The following is an 18,509-nucleotide window of genomic DNA, read 5'->3' on the forward strand; positions in this document are numbered from 1 at the left end:
GGTGCCCAGAAGAGGACTTGCTGGGTGCGACTTCAACTCATTGAATTAGCACCATAAAATTCGGCCAAGGTGAATTTTTGTGTGCCACAAATCGGTGCCATTAGCAAGGCCGAAGATCGCCGCTTCGGGGAGCCCAAAGGTGCTATCAAAGTCCCTCCAGAGTTTTCAGCGCTGACGTTTTGAGGGAGGGTAAATCCTCCTTTACGATCGCCCAGATTTGCGCGCCGTCTATGGCGTCGTATTCATGCCGAAGGCGGTTGCCGAGGCCCTGAATGCCCGCCCATGGCAAGCCGGGAATAACGCCTTCATCGCCGCGCTTGCGGATACGATCGAGGGCCTCGATGAGCCTTTGAAGACAGCGCTCGACGGCATCTCGCGTCCTTGCATCGGTCAGGAAACTGCCCTCATCGAGACCTGCGACATAGGTCTCGATGGCGTCGATGTTCTCGACGACCTGAGCGAGGTTTCGTGCGGTCTTAGAACGCGACGACGCGGTCACGGTCTATCTCGTTCTGGAGAGATGATTTGGCCGTAGGTTCAGGCACGAGATCGACATCGCGCCCCAATGTCTCCGCAAGCCGCCCCTGCAAGCGCTCCAGAAGCCCGAAATAGGCAAGGCCGCGTGGCGTTTGCGAGGGGTCGAAGATCACAGCAAGGTCGATATCGGACTCGTCGCTCTCATCGCCGCGTGCCACCGATCCAAACACAGACAGGCTCTTCACGCCGAACTCGCGCAGCTCGGCCTCCTGATCGCGCAGTCTTTGAAGGACAAGGCCTTTCTCCATGGACAGCAATATAGCGCACCACAGGTTTACAGGAAAGGTCCGCAGCAGGCTGGCAGCCCATGTGCCCTGTCAGCGCCAAGCTTGGAGAAGGGACCGGATGTTTTGGCGCACCCGTCGAAACCGGGGTTGGACTTTCGACCGGCGCAGAAATCCCCCCCGTGGGGGGCCTCGAGGCGATGCTTCATGCCTGACGACCACAGCGTTGCCCAGAGAACTAAGGCTCACCCTCGAGGTCAGCATGGCCAGCTCTTGCCGTCTCCAGAAGAATGCTCAAGTATAAGCTTCCGGCCGACCCACAGCCCCAACGCCCGCGCTTTCCCTGTCGTGCCCTCCCCATGGAGCGCGGCCGGAGGATCGTGCGGACTGCGGTGGAGTCGAAGCGATACGAAGGAGGCGCAAATGGCTACTGATGATGCATTTTTCGAGGATTGGGTCTCACAAGGGGTTGCCGTCGTCGACGAGAAGACAGGCCGTAAGGGATGCGTCATTGGCGGAGCGCGAGCGAGCGGCAAGCGAAAAGCCCGATTGCTGATCCTGTGGGAGGACGGAACGGACGAGACCCGGATCTCTCCCTTTGGCGTAAGGGTGGACACGCACTGAGCGGGAATCGCCGTATCGGTTGGGTATACCTCGGCGATACGCTGCCATGAGACAGTTTTTAAGTCTCATTTGAGTCGATGTTTGATTTTCGAGACACCTTTATGCTAAGGTCTAGACTCAATCGAGACATTCCGGAGGACATTATGGGCGCACTTTATGGGTATGCACGCGTCTCGAGCATCGACCAGGACCTGAGCATTCAAGAGACGGCCCTGAAGGCGGCCGGATGCACGGTCGTTCGCGCCGAGAAGGCGTCAGGCAAAAGCCTGAACGGCCGCTCTGAACTGTCGACCATCATGGATTTCCTGCGCCCCGGCGACACTCTCGTCGTGACACGCATCGACCGCCTTGCCCGCAGTCTAAGAGATCTTCAAAACCTCGTTCACGACCTGACGGTCAGAGGAGCGCACCTCAAGGCCACCGAACAACCAATCGATACCTCGACGGCGGCCGGCAAGGCATTTCTCGATATGCTGGGCGTGTTTGCCGAGTTCGAGACGAACCTGCGCCGTGAGCGGCAAATGGAAGGGATAACAGCCGCGAGGGAACGGGGCGTCTACAAGGGCCGAAAGCCAGACATCGATGCAGACAAGGTGCGGGCGTTGAAGTCGGAGGGGTTGGGCGCGACCGAGATCGCGAAGCAACTCGGGATCGGTCGTGCAAGTGTCTACAGGGTAGTAAAGGATAACACGAATTGAAAAACGGCCCATTGAGGCTGCGGGCATTCGCTAACGGAGATTGAACGAAGATATAGAGGTAGGGGGCAGGGCCTTGCCCCTTCACGCCGGGAATCTTTCCGCGCCCGTCCTCTCACTCACGGTCACAACTAAAGAGGTATCATTGCACCACACATGCATCGTGCGGGGCTGCGGCCGCCCTGCCGCGTCCCGGTTCTCGCGGTATTGCTATCAACATAAGGCGCGAGCACGCCGTCATGGCGCGGCGACACAGCCTGCCATCACCAAGACAAGGCTTAAGCCCTTTCTCGACAGGGTCCGGAAACGGATCGCCAGAAACCCCCATAGCGACGCCTGGGCGATCCTCGACGCGCGCTGGCTGGCCCTCAGGGACACTTCAGAGGCCATGACGGCGCGCTATCGTGCGGGCACGCCAATCTCAAAGGTCGAGCGTCTGGCCGCCTGTGAGCTTCTGAAGCTTGCTGAAGACGTGCCTGCTCGTACCGTGGTGGAGACAACGCTTGCCATGGTCGTGCTTTGGGAGCTCGAACCTCATGCCTTCGTCTCCGATGAGGCGTTCTGGGTCCAGCTAGCCAGGCGCGTCAGGGCGCTCACAGACATGAACTACGGGGAGCGCTACGTGCACACGACGGGGCGCGTGAAGCGGACCTATCGTGACCTGTCGCTGCGCGCTTCGATTTTGATGGGGCGCTGGCTCGCCGAGACGCTCGGCATAGGCGGGCTGCACATCGCGAGACTCGAGAAGGAGGAGGCCGACCGTCAGTCTTCCGAACGGCAGAAGCTGCACGTGGCACTTCAGGAGCTTGTTTGAGATGATGGAAGAGGTGCAATCGAACGCTACGGCCCATTCTCCACGTCGAAAACCCAAACCCCCGCAGCCTCAGCGCCACCGCTGGTTTGACGCCTGGCTGAGGGCCGACGGCGACGGGCTGAAGGCTCTTGTGGATCGAACACTCAGCTTCATCGACTTCCATGAAAATCACACGGGTATGAGGGTGAGGTCGAGGCGGCCGCTCGATCTTGCCCACCATAAGGCCCGTGTCGAAGCCATCGTGTGCAATCTCGCTTATGCGGTTCTGCTCCCGCCGCCTTCGGGCCGTATCGCGGTCAAGCTCGGCAATGGACGAAAGGGACGAACACGATACGACAGCCCGGTGATGGGAAAGACGCTCTCACCGCTGATCAACGCCTTCGATGCGATCGATATGCTGTATGTCCATGCGCCCACCGTACGGCGCGGGGAGGCCTCCTCCATCGAGCCGACGGCCTGGTTCGCGCGGAAGGTTGAGGAGTTCGGTGTAACCCTCGGGGACTTCGGGCGCGACGTTGCGGAGGAACTCGTCCACCTCACGCGGAACACCCGGACGAGTTCTGAAAGCAAGATCAGGGAGCCGATTGAGTACGAGGACGACGCGCTTACGACGCTGCATCGGGAAAATCTCCTGAGTCTGAACCTCTTCCTCAAAAAGGCGGACATCGACTTCCTCGACGATGGAGGTGAGCCACGGGTCGATCCCTTCGACAGGACGTTGCGTCGACGTTTTGTCATTCTGAAGGACCAGGAGCCTCGCTTCGACCAGGGAGGGCGCCTATATGGCGGCTTCTGGCAAAACCTCAAGTCCGCCCGGAGGCGACAAGTCCGCATTGATGGCGAGCCGGTGGCGGTGCTCGACTACAGATCCATGTTCACACGCCTTGCCTATTGCGAGCTCGGCGCGACACCGCCTGACGGCGATCTATATGCCATCCCCGGCGCGGAGGGATACCGCAGCGGCATCAAACTCGCCATGAATTGCTTTCTCTTCGACGGTGGTCCCCGTCTGTCGTGGCCCGCAGAACTCGGAGTTGGTGTCGGCAGCGATCAGGAGGCCATCGACGATCCCGAGGGGAGGGCGGCTGGCTTTGAGGCAAGGCTTCCGGCAGGCTGGACGGTCGGGCGAACGAAGCAGGCTATACTGACGGTCCACCCCGTTCTGAAGGCTGCATGGGGGAAAAAGCTCGGCTACAGGCTCATGTTCATCGAAAGCGAGATCATGATTGCCATCCTCCAGGCGCTCGTTCAAGAGAATATCCCGGCTCTTGGGCTTCACGACGGTCTATTAGTGGCGATGTCTCGGCAAGACCGGGCTCAGGAAGTAATGCGTGAACAGGCTCGAAGGATCGCAGGGGCTTCTTTGCCTGTGTCGGTAAAGACCGTGAGTGTATGATGGCTATTTCATGCTGCCATCTATATTGATGTTCCTCCGGGGGGATCCTCTACACCACACCCTCAATCAACATTCACATCCTCCCCCTCCATCAATAAGACCCGTAAGAGACGCCATTCGTTTCCTCTCTCGAACCCGAACGCCAAGAATCAGGACTGGTGTGATCACCTTGGCCGCAAGTGGGCCGCCAAGACATCCCTGAGGAGTGGTTGAAGGAGCGCTCTATCCGGGCTATCGAGGCCATTACCGGCGAAGCCTTCGCAGACTTATGGAGCCACTGACATGGATGACAACCTGCCGAAAATGTTCCACTTCGATCATCATCCGGTGCCATAATCGACCGCGAGGAGGAGCCTTGGTTCGTCTTGTCGGACGTTGCGAGGTGCTAGAGCTTCGATCCGACAATGCGAGCCGGAGCCTGGACCCCGAAGGAAAGAATACCCACTACATTGTAGGGAGAAATAGGGAAACCGAACCACACCATCATCAACGAGTGCGGCCTTTACAGTCTCATCCTCACCTCTCGCAAGCCGTAAGCCAAGCGCTTAGAGAAGTGGGTGACCGCTTCCCGTTGTCAGGGGCCGGCCATGGCCGATGACAAAGCCCATGCGATGCATTAACGATTCATCTCATTTCGAATGAGTCGTATTGCAGGGCAGGTCCATGAACGCTGTCGAGATTGAACAGGCTATTTCCGCGCTCGCCGACCAGCCGTTCGACCCGGCAGAGTTTCCGTTCGCCTTCCTGCAAGCCTTCGGTAACAAGGAAACTACGCTCAAGCGGCTCCGCAAGGGGGAGACGAACAAGTCCGACCTAGGGGGCGTGCTCCAGACAAACAACATTCACATCGCTGTGGCTGCGCCGGGCGAAGTTACGAAGACGCTCGCCGCGCTCAAGGCGAGCCCTGCTACGGCGAAGGCCAAGGCGAAGTTCGTGCTCGCAACAGACGGCGATACCTTCGAAGCGGAGGATTTGGTTTCAGGCGAAACCGTCGCTTGCGCCTATGCCGACTTCCCGAACCATTTCGGCTTCTTCCTCGAACTGGCGGGCATCACCACCGTCAAGCAAATCCGCGACAACGCCTTCGACATCCGCGCCACCAACCGCCTGAACAACCTTTACGTCGAGCTTCTGAAAATCAATCCCGACTGGGGAAGCGCCGATCGCCGCCACGACATGAACCACTTCATGGCGCGGCTCATCTTCTGCTTCTTCGCCGAAGACACCGACATCTTCAACGGCTCGGGCCTCTTCACCGCCACCATCGAGCAGATGTGCGCGCGCGACGGCTCCGACACGCATTTCGTGATCGGTGAAGTCTTCCGCGCGATGAACACAAAGATGCAGGATCGCGGCGCGGCTAATCTCCGCCCGTGGGCCGATGTCTTCCCTTATGTGAATGGCGGGTTGTTTTCCGGAAGCACCGATGTGCCGCGCTTCAGCAAGATCGCGCGCTCCTACCTGATCCATATCGGCCATCTCGACTGGACGAAAATCAACCCGGACATCTTCGGCTCGATGATCCAGGCCGTCGCGGAGGACGAGGAACGCGGCGCGCTCGGCATGCACTACACGAGCGTTCCGAACATCCTGAAGGTGCTCAACCCGCTCTTCCTCGACGATCTGCGCGAGAAGCTTGCCGAGGCCGGAACGAACAAACGCAAGCTCCAGAATTTGCGAAACCGCCTCGCGCGTATCCGCGTGTTCGATCCGGCTTGCGGCTCCGGCAACTTCCTCGTCATCGCCTACAAGCAGTTGCGCGAGATCGAACGCCGTATCGTGGTGGCGCTTCAGGGCGGCGCGGCGACGGACGAGGCGTTACTCGACACGGTGAATTTTCCCGGCGAGAAGACGGTGATCCCTCTCACCAACTTTCGCGGCATCGAGATCAGAGACTTCCCCGCCGAGATCGCGCGGCTCGCGCTCGTTATCGCCGAATATCAGTGCGACGTGCTCTATCGCGGTCAGAAGGAAGCGTTGCAGGATTTCCTGCCGCTCGACACTGAGAACTGGATTGTCCGTGAAAATGCTCTCCGGCTCGACTGGCTAAGCATTTGTCCGCCTACGGGAACAGGCGTGAAATTTCACGCGGACGATCTTTTGCACACGCCGCTCGATCAGTCGCAGATCGACTTCGAGAACGAGGGCGGGGAGACGTACATTTGTGGAAACCCGCCTTATCGAGGGAGCCAATGGCAGACGAATGAGCAGAAGTCCGATCTGAAAGCCATTTTCGAGGGACGCACAACCAACTGGAAGTCTCTCGATTATGTGGCTGGCTGGTTCATGAAGGCGGCGGACTACGGAACTAAAACCAACGCTGTCGCATCTTTCGTGTCCACCAATTCCATCTGCCAGGGCCGACAGGTCGAAACTCTATGGTCTCTTATTTTCGAGACTGGGCATGAGATTGCCTTTGCCCATACCTCGTTCAAATGGGCCAATCTCGCCAGCCACAGCGCCGGTGTTACCGTTGTCATCGTTGGCATTTCCAATCACACTGGCCGAACGCGGCTCCTGTTCTCCGATACCGGCGATAACGGGACGACCGTCAAAGATGTTGAGAACATCAACGCCTATTTGGTGCCAGGTCCGAATGTCATCGTTGGTCCGCTTTCACGGCCGATCAACGGCCTAAGTGACATGAGTTTCGGCAACATGCCTAACGATGGCGGGCATTTGTTGCTCGATGCTGACGAAGCGGCAACCGCTATCAAGAATCATGCCGTCCCCCCAAAATACGTTCGCCCCTTTATCGGCTCACAGGAGTTCGTCCGAGGGATCGAGCGACGATGCATTTGGGTGGCTGACAACGAATATGAGGCCGCCAGTGGAAATGCTTGGCTGAAAGAGCGGTTTGAAGGTGTTTGTGCGCAACGAAGCGGATCGGGTCGCGCAACGACCAATGCACTTGCTGTAACACCCTACCGTTTTGGCGAAGTCAGACAGAAGGGCGACGAGGCCGTTATCGCCGTCGCTGCAATCAGTTCAGAGAACCGCGATTATCTGCCATGCGGGTTGCTTCCTCCCGGAACCATAATCTCAAACAAATGCTACGCCCTCTACGACGCGCCCCTCTGGAACATGGCGTTGATCGCCTCACGCCTGCATTGGGTTTGGATTGGCACGGTTTGTGTGCGCTTGGAGATGCGTTTCTCTTACTCAAACACCCTCGGCTGGAACACCTTCCCGGTCCCAACACTCACTGAAAAGAACAAAGCCGACCTTACCCGCTGCGCCGAAGACATCCTTCTGGCGCGCGAGGCGCATTTCCCCGCCACCATCGCCGATCTTTACGATCCCGAAAACATGCCCGCGAACCTGCGCGAGGCGCATGAGCGCAACGACGAGGTGCTTGAGCGCATCTATATCGGCCGCCGCTTCCGCAACGACACCGAGCGGCTGGAAAAGCTGTTCGAGATGTATACAAAAATGACCTCCTCACTTGGTACGGCAAAGAAAAGAAAGGTGGGTGCACCATGAGTAGCCTCACCGACATCGAAAAACGCTATTTCGAAAAGTTGCTCGGAATGCAGAGCGGCTACGTTCTGGATTACACTGATGCGACCTTTAGTGAGTTCTTCAGTCGCCACAAGATCAACATTCACGGCCAGAAGTATCAGACCTACGGAACCTCCAAGGCCAAGAAAATTCGGGCGTTCTGGGAGCAAGAGCCGGATGCAATCGTCGGAAAAGTGCTAGACGAGCTGTTGGACGCTTATGAGGCTGATTGCACTCTGAATAACCGTGACGCGGAGGTGTCTGTTCTCGAAAAGGCACGCGGGATTATCGCTCGGCTGTGCGGTGTACCTGCGGCCTCAAAGCCAACGCAGACTGTCGACGATTTTCTGCATAGCGAATTTTCGATTCCCAACATCCAAAAGTTGCCGATTGAGGCAATGGTTGTGCCCATCATCGAAAGCCGCTTAAAAGAAGCGCGCGCGGCGATGGGAGCGGGCGCATACCTCTCGACCATCTTCCTTTGCGGTAGCGTATTAGAAGCCGTCCTTCTCGGGGCGGCACAGAAGGAGCCTGCGCGCTTCAACCGGGCTTCGGCCAGTCCAAAGGCCGTGGACGGCAGCGTGAAGCGTTTTCCTGAATGGAGCCTTGCGCAGTTCATAGATGTCGCTTGCGAGGCTGGGTTGCTGAAACCGGACGTGAAGAAATTCAGTCACGGACTTCGAGATTTTCGCAATTACATCCATCCATACGAACAAATGGTATCCGGCTTCACGCCTGATGAGCATACGGCGAAAGTATGCTTTCAGGTGCTTAAGGCGGCGCTTGCCAGCGTTGCGGGGGAAAGAAAATGAATTCGGGTGTCCAATCAGTCCCCTCAGTCTCTGTCCGCTACGCTCGCAACGGTAGTTCGACCAAGGCCAATGAGCTTGGCATGCGACCGATGCAGGAGCGTGCCTACGAGAAGCGCGGCGAACAGTATCTCCTGATTAAGTCGCCGCCTGCATCAGGCAAGAGCCGCGCGCTGATGTTCATCGCACTCGACAAGCTCGCCAATCAGGGGCTTAAACAGGCGATCATCGTGGTGCCGGAACGGTCGATCGGCGCGAGCTTCAACGACGAGCCTTTATCCAAGTTCGGCTTCTGGTCGGACTGGACGGTTGCTCCGAAATGCAACCTTTGCAACGCGCCCGGCGGGGATAATGGCGGCAAGGTGAATTCGGTTGGGGCCTTCCTTGAGGGCGATGACAAGGTGCTGGTGTGCACCCACGCAACATTCCGCTTCGCCGTCGACAAGTTTGGCGTGGAGGCGTTTGACGATCGGCTGATCGCCGTTGACGAGTTTCACCACGTCTCCGCCAACCCCGACAACAAGCTCGGCTTGCACCTTGGCGACTTCATTGCCCGCGATCGCGTGCATATCGTGGCGATGACCGGCTCCTATTTCCGGGGTGACGCGGAAGCCGTGCTGTCGCCACAGGACGAGGAGAAGTTCGACACCGTCACCTACACCTATTATGAGCAGCTCAACGGCTACGAGTATCTGAAGCAGCTCGACATCGGCTATTTCTTCTATTCCGGCTCCTACACCGACGACATCCTGAAGGTGCTCGATCCAGCCGAGAAGACGATTGTGCATATCCCGAACGTCAACTCGCGCGAGAGCACGAAGGACAAGATCAGGGAAGTCGAGCACATCATCGAGGAGTTGGGAGAATGGCAGGGAACAGACGCTGCGACTGGCTTCCAACTCGTCAAGACTAAGGAGGGCCGCATCCTGCGCATAGCGGACCTGGTCGACGATGATCCGGCCAAGCGTGACAGGGTTTCCGCTGCGCTTAAAGACCCAGCGCACAAGAACAACCGCGATCATGTCGACATCATCATCGCTCTCGGCATGGCCAAGGAAGGCTTCGACTGGATTTGGTGCGAGCATGCGTTGACGGTCGGCTATCGGTCGAGCCTCACCGAAATCGTGCAAATCATCGGCCGCGCGACACGCGATGCACCGGGAAAGTATCGCGCCCGCTTTTCCAACCTGATCGCTGCGGTCGATGCGTCCGATGAAGCCGTAACCGAGGCCGTCAACGACACACTAAAAGCCATCGCGGCGAGCCTTCTCATGGAGCAAGTGCTAGCGCCTCGCTTTGAGTTCAGGCCGAAGAACCCGCAGAGTGGCCCGACGCCCGGCTTTGACTACGGCGAAGGCGGTTACGACGCGAACAAGTGCAATGTTGGCTTCAATGAGGAAAGCGGGCAATTCGAAATCGAAATCAAGGGGCTCGTTGAGCCGAAGAGCGAAGAAGCGCAACGCATCTGCCAGCAGGACTTAAACGAGGTCGTCGCGGCTTTCGTGCAGGATAAGCGATCGCTCGAACGCGGGCTTTTCGACAAGGAACTGATGCCCGAGGAACTGACCGTCGCGCGAATGGGCAAGATCATCAAGGACAAGTATCCCGGTCTCGACGCCGAAGATCAGGAGGCTGTCCGCCAGCATGCGATAGCCGCACTGAACCTCACACAAAAGGCCAAGGAAGCCACCACTCGCGGAAACGGCGAAGGCGAGAGCGCTCCCAACACCGCCTTCGTGGACAGTGTGCGGAGATATGCCATGGATGTTCGAGAGCTTGATATTGATCTGATCGATCGCATCAACCCATTCAGCGGAGCCTATGCAATCCTGGCGAAGACGATGAGTGAGGAGAGCCTGAAGCAGGTCGAAGCCGTTATCGCAGGCAAACGTGTGAGCCTTACTGTCGAGGAAGCTCGGATGCTCGCCAAGCGGGCCTTGCAGTTCAAACAGGAGCGCGGTCGTCTGCCTTCGATCACGTCGCCAGATGCTTGGGAAAAACGGATGGCCGAAGGCGTCGCCTTTCTTCAGCGCATGAAAGCCGAGGCGGCGCGTGGCTAAAGATTTTACCGACGAAGACGACGCGATTCTAACCGCGCTTGGCGCCGAGGCTGAAGGGAGCAAAGCGTCGAGCCGGACACCTCGCGAAGAGCGCATCATCGCTGGCTTCGAGGAAATCCAGCGCTTCGTTGAACAGCATGGCCGCGCGCCACAGCACGGCGAGGATCGTGATATTTTTGAGCGCCTTTATGCTGTCCGCCTCGATCAAATCCGCGCGAAGGCCGATTGCCGCGTCGTCATAGAGCCCCTCGACCATCAAGGTCTTCTAGCAGGTGAGTCGCCTACTCCCGTCAGCGTCCCCGACGAACTCGACGATGACGAACTACTGGCTCAGCTTGGAGTGCAGAGCGAGACGGGCGGCCTCACGGAACTCCGCCACGTTCGCTCGGCTGAAGAAAAGCGTGCGGCTGAAGAAATCGCGAATCGAGAACAATGCGAGGATTTCAACCGCTTCAAACCGCTATTCGAGGAGGTGCAGCGCCAAATCGAAAATGGTGAACGGCAGCTCCGCCCTTTCGAGCTGAAAGCGGAAATTCGCCCTGGGACATGGTTTATCGTCGGGGGGCTGAAAGCATATGTGGCCGAATCGGGCGAAGTTTTTACAAATGCCCAAGGGCGCACAGATGCTCGATTGCGCGTTATTTTCGACAATGGCACACAGAGCAACATGCTCATGCGATCGCTTCAGCGCGCGCTGAACAAGGACGAGGCTGGCCGCCGGATTACCGATCCTGTCGCCGGGCCGCTGTTTTCCAGCATGCGGTCGGAAGGTGACGAAGCGAGCGGCACAATTTACGTTCTGCGGAGCAAGTCCGATCATCCCATGGTTAGCGCAAATCGTGAGCTCGTGCACAAGATCGGTGTTACCAACATGGCCGTCGAGCAGCGTATAGCAGGAGCGCGCCTTCAACCGACCTTTCTCATGGCTGATGTGGAAGTCGTCGCCACCTATGAGCTGTTCAACATCAACCGGGCGAGGCTTGAGCACCTGATTCATCGCATATTCGGCCCAGCCCGTCTCGAAATCGAGATCAAGGATCGCTTCGGACAGCCGGTGATCCCCCGAGAATGGTTTCTCGTTCCGCTCTTCGTTATCGACGAGGCAGTCGAAAAGATAAGAGATGGATCGATTTTCAATTATATTTATGATCCCAAAGCAGCATCCCTGGTAGAGGGTATGTAATTGTTCGCTGTATGTGTCAATCTATATTATGTATAGATGGATTTTCGAATCTCATCAACGAGGCCACAATCACTGTCGTAACTTGGATGCTCAGGACGATTTGTTGTTGGGCCCTATCACCTAATTAGCTGGCGGGCTGTCGTGGCACCTTGATCTTCAATATTGCCTCCCGCAGCGTGGCCAGATCGAAATGCCGGTAGGTGTCTGCTTCTCCGCGCTTTCCGACATGGCCCTGGATGGCGTCTGCAACGCTCTCGAGGATGCCGGCCTTCACGCAAGCTGACTTGAACCAGTGTCTAAAAGCGTGGTTAGGCGCCTTTCGAGGATCGTTGAAGCCTTTGCCCCTGATCCACTCACGGACACGATTGGCAGTCCCCTTCGAGGCATGAGCTGCCGTTTCGTTTTTCCTCGGACGGGCTCTTCCGAGCTTTCCGCCGTAGAAAAGCGGCCCGCTGCCACGCGATTTTACAAAGTCCAAAAAGCCGCGTTCGATGAGCGCTGGATGGATCGGAACATCGCGTTCAGACGCTGCTGTCTTCACGGTCCCGCCATCTTCGGTAAGCGTGAGAGTCAATACGGCAACGCCGTCGATCTGCTTGATGTGCTCGCCCCAAAGTTGGGCGATTTCGCCGACACGGGCGCCGGTCAGAGCGAGAATCCAAGGAACCCAGTGCAACGCTGAAGCGGTCTCCTTGTCCGCGAAAGCCAGGATTTGCGAGACTTCCTCATCGCTGTAGGGCTTCATTGCAGTCCCCGCCTTCTTCTTCATGCGCACCTTTGTGCCATCGACGGGGTCGAAGTCGATCAAGTCCTCCCTCTTGGCGAGGCGATAAAGAGCCTGAATGTGTGCAAGATAAGTCCCGTTGATCGTCTTCGCAGATAGCCCTTTCTCGAGAAGGGTGTCGCGCCAAGCTCTCACATCGTCCTTGGTTACGCGCGCCGGTTCAGCATGGCCCAAATGGCTCGAGAATGCTTTCACGACGGATCGAAAGGCCTGTTTCGTACTTGGAGACTTGTCGCCCTCACGCTCCCACACTGACAGTAATTTTTCGAATGTAAGGGACGATGGACGCGAAGAGGAGGACAGTGGCGCGGCTCTTTGTGGTTGAGCTCCTTCCCATGCCGGAAATCTGGCAGCTACGGGGTCCGGCGAATAGTCGCCTTCTGCGTTCCTTTGAAGCTTTCTCGCCGCCTCGTTGATTGCGTGCCCGGCCTCCTCAAGGAGAAACCTCCGGCTCAAGACATCGGTAACGATCCCTTCACGTCGCAGTATGGCATCCACGAGGGCGCCGAAACGCTCATCAAGCAACCGCAAACGCCCCTCACCGGGGAAGGTATCGATCGTCAGTAGTTTTCCCTTCAGCGCGTATTCGTTGGCCTCCTGCACGCGTTTCCAGATTTCGGGGTCGCCGGGGTCGTCTTCGAGATTGTCCGCGAAAGCTTTGTATAGGAGCCCCGAGAGCGCGATGCGTTGTTTCTTGGTGAGTGGCTGCGCGCCCCGCAGGAATGCGTTGAATGCGCGGCCCAACTGTTCCGTGGCGGCTGCATTCCTGATCTTCGCGAGAGCTGGATCGCGTGTGCGCAGGGAGAATCGGATGTCGGGGCCAATCGTGACATTCACGAGGATAGGATCGCCGTCTGTGTCTTCGGGTGGAAGCGATATCGTGACAAGTTTTCCCTTGGCGACCTTCAGAACGTCGTCGGGAACGCGCTTGCGGAACTGGATGAGAGAAGAGCCGACTCGCTGCATCGGACGGTTCACAAATAGCATCGTGTGTCACACCCGTGTGTCACAGTGGGGCGACCAGAACCTTAACGATGCCAATTCCTTGAGTGTTTTTAAGGACTTGAAGTCATGATGGTGCCCAGAAGAGGACTCGAACCTCCACGCCTTGCAGCGCTAGTACCTGAAACTAGTGCGTCTACCAATTCCGCCATCTGGGCTGTGGGGGTAGTACGTAGATGGCGTTGCGCCCTTTGTCAATCGCGTCGGAACGCTCTTTTGACCATCGCAGCTTTTCATTCGGGCGAAGCCGCGATATGCGTTATGCTTAATTCCCTTTCCCTCACGCGCGCTTCGATCTCCACAGGGTTTCGCATGGCATATGCAAATGGAAATTCGACCGTGATCACCGTTTTCGGCGGCTCCGGGTTCCTGGGCCGATATGTGGTGCAGGCGTTGGCCAAGGCCGGGTTCCGCATCAAGGTTGCGGTGCGCCGTCCCGAGCTGGCGCTGTATCTCCAGCCGCTCGGCTCGGTCGGCCAGATCGCGATTGTAAGCGCCAATGTCCGCGACGAGAAATCCGTCGCGGAGGCGGTCAGAGGCGCCGACGCCGTTGTCAATCTCGTCGGCATCCTCGCACCGTCCGGGCGACAGCGTTTCAAGGCGGTGCATGCGGATGCGCCGGAAACCATCGCGAAGGCGGCGCGAGCGGCGGGCGTAAAGCGTTTCGTCCATATCTCGGCCATCGGTGCCGACCGGCTTTCGCGCTCGGCCTATGCGCGCACGAAAGGGGAGGGCGAGGCACGCGCTCTCGCCGCGTTCCCGCAAACGGTGATTCTGCGTCCGTCGCTGGTTTTCGGGCCGGAGGACGAGTTCTTCAATCGCTTCGCGAGGCTGGCGGTCCTGTCGCCGGTGCTGCCGCTCATCGGCGGCAACACGCGCTTCCAGCCGGTCTATGTCGGCGATGTCGCGCGCGCCGTGACGGCGGCGGTGGAGGGACGAGCGACCGAGGGCGCCGTCTACGAGCTTGGCGGGCCGAGCGTCTACAGTTTCCGCGAAATTCTCAAGAAAGTCTGCGAGTGGACGCAGCGGCCCCGCGTCCTGCTGCCGGTGCCGTTCTGGGCGGCGAAGTTACAGGCGTTTTTCGTTCAGGCGCTTCCGGGCGCGCCGATAACGCTCGATCAGGTGCGCCTCTTGCAGCACGACAATGTCGTCAGCGCCGAGGCAGTCCGCGATCAGCGCACGCTTGAGGGACTAGGCGTCACGGAGCCGAAAAGCATCGAGGTGATCGTGCCGCCCTATCTCAGTCGCTACCGGCCGAGGGGCGAGTTCTCCACCGGCCGCGCCGCGGCGTTTTAGCTCCGCGCGCCGCCTAGCGAGCAACAAGGCCGATGCCGACGACGCTGCTGCATTTTCCGCTCTGCCCAGCCTCCCGCGCGACGCGGGTGGCACTGTTCGAGTGCGGCGTGGAGGCGGATCTGTCGGAGGTGAAGCCCTGGGCGCTCGGGCGCGACTTCCTGAATATCAACCCTGCCGGCACGCTGCCCGTTCTCATGCTCGACGCGAGGGCGATATGCGGGGTGTATCCGGTCATCGAATACCTCGCGGAGACGACCCCGCGCGAGACAGGCGCGGCGGCACGGGCGCAGATCTGGCCCGGACTGCCCGCCGAGCGGGCCGAGGCGCGGCGTGTGGCGGACTGGTTTCTCACAAAATTCGACGGCGAGGTGAGCCAGACCCTGCTCGACGAAAAGCTCTTCAAGCCTATGGCGCGCGGGCGACTCGCGCCGGATCTTCCGGCTATCCGCGCTTGCCGCTCGAATTTGCGCTATCATCTCTCCTATGTCAGCTTTTTGAGCGATCAGCGGAAATGGCTCGGCGGCGATCATATCAGCTTCGCCGATGTGGCGGCGGCGGCGCAGCTTTCGGTGATGGATTATCTGTCCGAAGTGCCCTGGACGGAGTTTCCCGAGGCGAAGGCATGGTATCAGCGCCTGAAATCGCGGCCATCGTTCAGATCCATCCTCGCCGATCGCATACCGGGCTTCAGCCCTCCGGAGACTTATGCGGATCTTGACTTCTGAGCCCGTGCGAACGGCGGCGGCCGGAGATAATCTTTCCGGCGTCGTGAAGGCGCGCGTGCTGGCTGAAGGGTTCGACACGGTCGGCATCGCGGACCCGGCGGCCATTGGCGGGGCGGGCGAGGGGCTTATGGGTTTTCTCGCGGCCGGCTTTCATGGGGACATGGGTTGGCTCGAAGCGAACGCGGACAAGCGCGCCGATCCGCGTGTGCTGTGGCCGGAGGTGCGCTCCGTGATCCTCGTCACGCTGAATTATGGCCCGGACGCCGATCCGCGCACCGCGCGCGCGGATGCTTCGCGAGGGGCCGTCTCCGTCTACGCGAAGGGCGCCGATTATCACGATATCATCAAGGCGAAGCTCAAGGCGGTAGCGCGGGATTTCGCCGCTATGGCGGGCGAAGATGTAAAGGTCTTCGTCGACACCGCGCCGGTGATGGAAAAGCCGCTCGCGCAGGCGGCGGGCCTCGGCTGGCAGGGCAAGCACACGAATCTCGTCTCGCGCGATCTCGGTTCGTGGTTCTTCCTCGGTGCGATCTTCACCACAGCCAGACTTGCGCCGGACACGCCCGAGCGCGACCGCTGCGGCACCTGCCGCGCCTGCCTCGACGCGTGCCCCACAAGGGCCTTTCCCGAGCCGCATCGCATCGACGCGCGCCGCTGCATCTCGTACCTCACCATCGAGCACAAGGGGCAGATCGGGCCCGAATTTCGTGAAGCCATCGGCAATCGCATCTATGGCTGCGACGAGTGCCTCGCGGCGTGCCCGTGGAACAAGTTCGCGCAGGAAGCGAGCGAGGTTCGCTTCCATGCGCGCGAGGCGGCCGACAATCCACCACTTCACGAGCTTCTGCGCCTCGACGACGCCGCCTTTCGCGCGCGCTTCGCGGGCTCGCCTGTCAAGCGCATCAAGCGCGACCGATTTGTGAGGAACGCGCTCGTCGCGGCGGGCAACTCAGGCGATCCGGCGCTTCTCGACGACGCGTTGCGGCTCATCTGCGACGACTCGCCGCTCGTGCGGGGCATGGCAGTCTGGGCGGTGTCACGATTAGGCGGGCTTGAGCTTAAATCGAAACTGAAAGAAAGATATAGTTCAGAAGAAAAAGACGCCACCGTGCGCGAGGAATGGGAGCGGATGCCATGAGCAGCCTTTTCGTTTTCGGACTTGGATATTCCGCGCTTGCGACCGCCGCGCATCTCGCCGAGGGCGGATGGCCGGTGACGGGCACGGTGCGTTCGCGCGAGAAGCTGGAAAATGTCGCGCGAGACGGGATCACGCCGATCCTGTTCAGCGACGCCGAAGCCGTGGAGGCCGCGCTTCAAACGGCCTCCCACTGCCTCGTATCGGTGCCGCCGGAAGCCGAGGGCGATCCTGCGCTCCTCGCCTACCGCGACGCGCTGCTGGAGGCGCCGGAGCTTCACTGGATCGGCTATCTGTCCACGATCGGCGTTTACGGCGACCATGGCGGCGGGTGGGTCGATGAAGAAACGCCCGTGACCGCCACCGTTGGACGGCGGTCGGCGCGCGCCGAGGTTGAGATCGAATGGACGGCGCTCGCGAAAGAGAAGGGCATCGCGCTCGACATCTTCCGGCTGGCGGGCATCTACGGCCCCGGCCGCAGCCCGATCGACCGCATCAGGTCGGGCGAGGCGCGCTGGATTCACAAGGCGGGGCAGGTGTTCAACCGCATCCACGTCGATGATATCGCGCAGACCGTCATCGCCGCGATTCGCCGCGACCGGCTCGGCGGTGTCCATATCTTCAACGTGACGGACGACGAACCGGCCCCGAACCCGGACGTTCTGGCCTATGCGGCCGATCTGATCGGCGTGCCGAAGCCGCCGCTCATTCCCTACGAGGAAGCCGAACTGTCGCCGATGGCGCGCAGCTTCTACGAAGGCAACAAGCGCGTGCACAACGCCAAGATCAAGCGCGAGCTTGGCGTGCTGTTGCGCTACCCCACCTATCGCGAAGGCCTGCGCGCGCTCGCAAGGGAGAATTGACGCGCGGTTACAGAAATTCGGCAAGCGTCGCGAACAAGAGCGCGAGATCCTGCTGGCGCGACAGACGATGCCCGGCGTCCTTGACGAGCGTCAGGCGGACATCGGGCGCGGCAAGGCGCTCGATCAAATCCAGCGAATGCCGCCACGGCACGTCCGCGTCCTGCTGCCCGTGGATGATGCGCACGGGAGTGCGGACCGGGATTGTTTCGCCGAACAGATGGCGTTCGCCGTCATCGACGAGGGTCTTCGTGATCGGATAAGGCTCCGCGCCGTAAGCGGAGGGGCGAAGGAAAACGCCGTCGCGGGCGAGCGCGGCCTTCGCTTCCGCCGGGAAGCGGTCGAGCATCAGGCGCGTCATGTTCCAGGCGGGCGCGATCAGCACCAGCGCGGCGGGCGGAGCGCGGTTTTCGTCAGCCAGCCGTCGAGCAAGCAGGAGCGAGATCCAGCCGCCCATGCTCGAACCGACATACACCGAGGGAGCGGAAATCGCCGCCGCCCCGAGAATCGCGTTCGCCTCGCCGAGCCAGCGGCTGATCGTGCCGTCTTCGAAGGCTCCGCCGGAACGGCCATGGCCTGAATAATCGAAACGCAGGCATCCCGCGCCATTCGCGGCAGCCCACGCGTCCAGCGCCGTCGCCTTCTCGCCGTCCATCTGCGATCTGAAACCCGAGAACCAGACGAATGTCGTCCTATTTTCTTCAGCTTTCCGAAATTGCCACGCGATAGAGCTAGTACTGCCGTCCGCTGCCGGAACGGGGAGCAATTGCAGTTTTTCGCTGTTCATCTTATGCTTCTCCCATGAGACCGAGCAGAACAGTGAGGTCCGTTCGCCCTTTGTCGCGACCCCTCGCCGTACAGTTG

At 59.6% G+C, this 18,509-nt stretch carries 16 protein-coding genes and 1 tRNA gene; 12 read left to right on the forward strand and 5 right to left on the reverse strand.

Features of this window, described 5'->3' with window-relative positions; all coding sequences use genetic code 11:
• Window positions 1–145 precede the first annotated feature (145 nt).
• Both EK416_RS02060 and EK416_RS02065 read right to left on the reverse strand, forming a co-directional pair.
• Window positions 146–499: a HepT-like ribonuclease domain-containing protein gene (locus EK416_RS02060; protein ID WP_127075804.1), complete on the reverse strand. Its 354-nt coding sequence runs from the start codon at window positions 497–499 to the stop codon at window positions 146–148.
• Window positions 477–785, reverse strand: a complete 309-nt coding sequence (locus EK416_RS02065) for a nucleotidyltransferase family protein (RefSeq protein WP_127075805.1) — start codon at window positions 783–785, stop codon at window positions 477–479. The genes EK416_RS02060 and EK416_RS02065 overlap by 23 nt, the downstream gene beginning before the upstream one ends.
• A 399-nt stretch (window positions 786–1,184) precedes the next feature.
• Here EK416_RS02065 and EK416_RS02070 point away from each other — a divergent pair, with 399 nt between their 5' ends.
• From EK416_RS02070 to EK416_RS02105, 8 genes are all read left to right on the forward strand, one after another.
• Window positions 1,185–1,385: a hypothetical protein gene (locus EK416_RS02070; protein ID WP_127075806.1), complete on the forward strand. Its 201-nt coding sequence runs from the start codon at window positions 1,185–1,187 to the stop codon at window positions 1,383–1,385.
• 143 nt (window positions 1,386–1,528) lie between these two features.
• On the forward strand, window positions 1,529–2,083 hold the full coding sequence (locus tag EK416_RS02075; RefSeq protein ID WP_210210962.1) for a recombinase family protein: 555 nt from the start codon (window positions 1,529–1,531) through the stop codon (window positions 2,081–2,083).
• Between the two features lie 385 nt (window positions 2,084–2,468).
• On the forward strand, window positions 2,469–2,894 hold the full coding sequence (locus EK416_RS17635) for a hypothetical protein (RefSeq protein WP_164729813.1): 426 nt from the start codon (window positions 2,469–2,471) through the stop codon (window positions 2,892–2,894).
• Window positions 2,895–3,240: 346 nt separating this feature from the next.
• Complete coding sequence (locus tag EK416_RS02085; protein ID WP_127075808.1) at window positions 3,241–4,290, forward strand: hypothetical protein; 1,050 nt, start codon at window positions 3,241–3,243, stop codon at window positions 4,288–4,290.
• 663 nt (window positions 4,291–4,953) lie between these two features.
• Entirely contained in the window at window positions 4,954–7,773 is a 2,820-nt protein-coding gene (locus EK416_RS02090; protein WP_127075810.1) for a class I SAM-dependent DNA methyltransferase, read from the forward strand.
• Window positions 7,770–8,603: a hypothetical protein gene (locus tag EK416_RS02095; protein ID WP_127075812.1), complete on the forward strand. Its 834-nt coding sequence runs from the start codon at window positions 7,770–7,772 to the stop codon at window positions 8,601–8,603. Before EK416_RS02090 ends, EK416_RS02095 begins: the two co-directional genes overlap by 4 nt.
• Entirely contained in the window at window positions 8,600–10,660 is a 2,061-nt protein-coding gene (locus EK416_RS02100; protein ID WP_127075814.1) for a DEAD/DEAH box helicase, read from the forward strand. The genes EK416_RS02095 and EK416_RS02100 overlap by 4 nt, the downstream gene beginning before the upstream one ends.
• Window positions 10,653–11,843 carry a GIY-YIG nuclease family protein gene (locus tag EK416_RS02105; protein ID WP_127075816.1) on the forward strand — a complete coding sequence of 397 codons (1,191 nt, stop codon included), beginning with the start codon at window positions 10,653–10,655 and terminating at the stop codon, window positions 11,841–11,843. Before EK416_RS02100 ends, EK416_RS02105 begins: the two co-directional genes overlap by 8 nt.
• A gap of 124 nt (window positions 11,844–11,967) precedes the next feature.
• Here the strand turns inward: EK416_RS02105 and EK416_RS02110 are convergent, their stop codons facing one another.
• Together EK416_RS02110 and EK416_RS02115 are read right to left on the reverse strand one after the other, a co-directional pair.
• Complete coding sequence (locus EK416_RS02110) at window positions 11,968–13,614, reverse strand: site-specific integrase (RefSeq protein ID WP_127075818.1); 1,647 nt, start codon at window positions 13,612–13,614, stop codon at window positions 11,968–11,970.
• Between the two features lie 88 nt (window positions 13,615–13,702).
• Window positions 13,703–13,787, reverse strand: a tRNA-Leu gene (locus EK416_RS02115).
• Between the two features lie 154 nt (window positions 13,788–13,941).
• Between EK416_RS02115 and EK416_RS02120 the strand changes: the two genes are divergently transcribed.
• From EK416_RS02120 to EK416_RS02135, 4 genes are read left to right on the forward strand one after another with little or no spacing between them, the layout of a single operon-like run.
• Window positions 13,942–14,925, forward strand: coding sequence for a complex I NDUFA9 subunit family protein (locus EK416_RS02120; protein ID WP_127075820.1), 984 nt, complete (start codon window positions 13,942–13,944; stop codon window positions 14,923–14,925).
• 32 nt (window positions 14,926–14,957) lie between these two features.
• Window positions 14,958–15,650 (forward strand): glutathione S-transferase family protein, encoded by a 693-nt coding sequence (locus EK416_RS02125; RefSeq protein WP_127075822.1) that lies wholly within the window; start codon window positions 14,958–14,960, stop codon window positions 15,648–15,650.
• Window positions 15,631–16,788, forward strand: a complete 1,158-nt coding sequence (gene queG, locus EK416_RS02130; protein ID WP_127075824.1) for a tRNA epoxyqueuosine(34) reductase QueG — start codon at window positions 15,631–15,633, stop codon at window positions 16,786–16,788. Before EK416_RS02125 ends, queG begins: the two co-directional genes overlap by 20 nt.
• On the forward strand, window positions 16,785–17,648 hold the full coding sequence (locus EK416_RS02135; RefSeq protein ID WP_127075826.1) for an SDR family oxidoreductase: 864 nt from the start codon (window positions 16,785–16,787) through the stop codon (window positions 17,646–17,648). Before queG ends, EK416_RS02135 begins: the two co-directional genes overlap by 4 nt.
• A gap of 7 nt (window positions 17,649–17,655) precedes the next feature.
• Here the strand turns inward: EK416_RS02135 and EK416_RS02140 are convergent, their stop codons facing one another.
• Window positions 17,656–18,432 carry an alpha/beta hydrolase gene (locus EK416_RS02140; protein ID WP_127075828.1) on the reverse strand — a complete coding sequence of 259 codons (777 nt, stop codon included), beginning with the start codon at window positions 18,430–18,432 and terminating at the stop codon, window positions 17,656–17,658.
• Window positions 18,433–18,509 lie beyond the last annotated feature (77 nt).

The sequence above is a fragment of the Rhodomicrobium lacus genome, from assembly GCF_003992725.1.
In the GTDB taxonomy this organism is placed as follows: Bacteria; Pseudomonadota; Alphaproteobacteria; order Rhizobiales; family Rhodomicrobiaceae; genus Rhodomicrobium; species Rhodomicrobium lacus.

What these genes read in the sequence shown, in the direction of transcription:
- EK416_RS02065 (WP_127075805.1), bottom strand. Translation starts at nt 785, where the DNA reads ATGGAGAAAGGCCTTGTCCTTCAAAGACTGCGCGATCAGGAGGCCGAG.
- EK416_RS02070 (WP_127075806.1), top strand. Translation starts at nt 1,185, where the DNA reads ATGGCTACTGATGATGCATTTTTCGAGGATTGGGTCTCACAAGGGGTT.
- EK416_RS02075 (WP_210210962.1), top strand. Translation starts at nt 1,529, where the DNA reads ATGGGCGCACTTTATGGGTATGCACGCGTCTCGAGCATCGACCAGGAC.
- EK416_RS17635 (WP_164729813.1), top strand. Translation starts at nt 2,469, where the DNA reads ATGACGGCGCGCTATCGTGCGGGCACGCCAATCTCAAAGGTCGAGCGT.
- EK416_RS02085 (WP_127075808.1), top strand. Translation starts at nt 3,241, where the DNA reads ATGGGAAAGACGCTCTCACCGCTGATCAACGCCTTCGATGCGATCGAT.
- EK416_RS02090 (WP_127075810.1), top strand. Translation starts at nt 4,954, where the DNA reads ATGAACGCTGTCGAGATTGAACAGGCTATTTCCGCGCTCGCCGACCAG.
- EK416_RS02095 (WP_127075812.1), top strand. Translation starts at nt 7,770, where the DNA reads ATGAGTAGCCTCACCGACATCGAAAAACGCTATTTCGAAAAGTTGCTC.
- EK416_RS02100 (WP_127075814.1), top strand. Translation starts at nt 8,600, where the DNA reads ATGAATTCGGGTGTCCAATCAGTCCCCTCAGTCTCTGTCCGCTACGCT.
- EK416_RS02110 (WP_127075818.1), bottom strand. Translation starts at nt 13,614, where the DNA reads ATGCTATTTGTGAACCGTCCGATGCAGCGAGTCGGCTCTTCTCTCATC.
- EK416_RS02120 (WP_127075820.1), top strand. Translation starts at nt 13,942, where the DNA reads ATGGCATATGCAAATGGAAATTCGACCGTGATCACCGTTTTCGGCGGC.
- EK416_RS02125 (WP_127075822.1), top strand. Translation starts at nt 14,958, where the DNA reads ATGCCGACGACGCTGCTGCATTTTCCGCTCTGCCCAGCCTCCCGCGCG.
- queG (WP_127075824.1), top strand. Translation starts at nt 15,631, where the DNA reads ATGCGGATCTTGACTTCTGAGCCCGTGCGAACGGCGGCGGCCGGAGAT.
- EK416_RS02135 (WP_127075826.1), top strand. Translation starts at nt 16,785, where the DNA reads ATGAGCAGCCTTTTCGTTTTCGGACTTGGATATTCCGCGCTTGCGACC.
- EK416_RS02140 (WP_127075828.1), bottom strand. Translation starts at nt 18,432, where the DNA reads ATGAACAGCGAAAAACTGCAATTGCTCCCCGTTCCGGCAGCGGACGGC.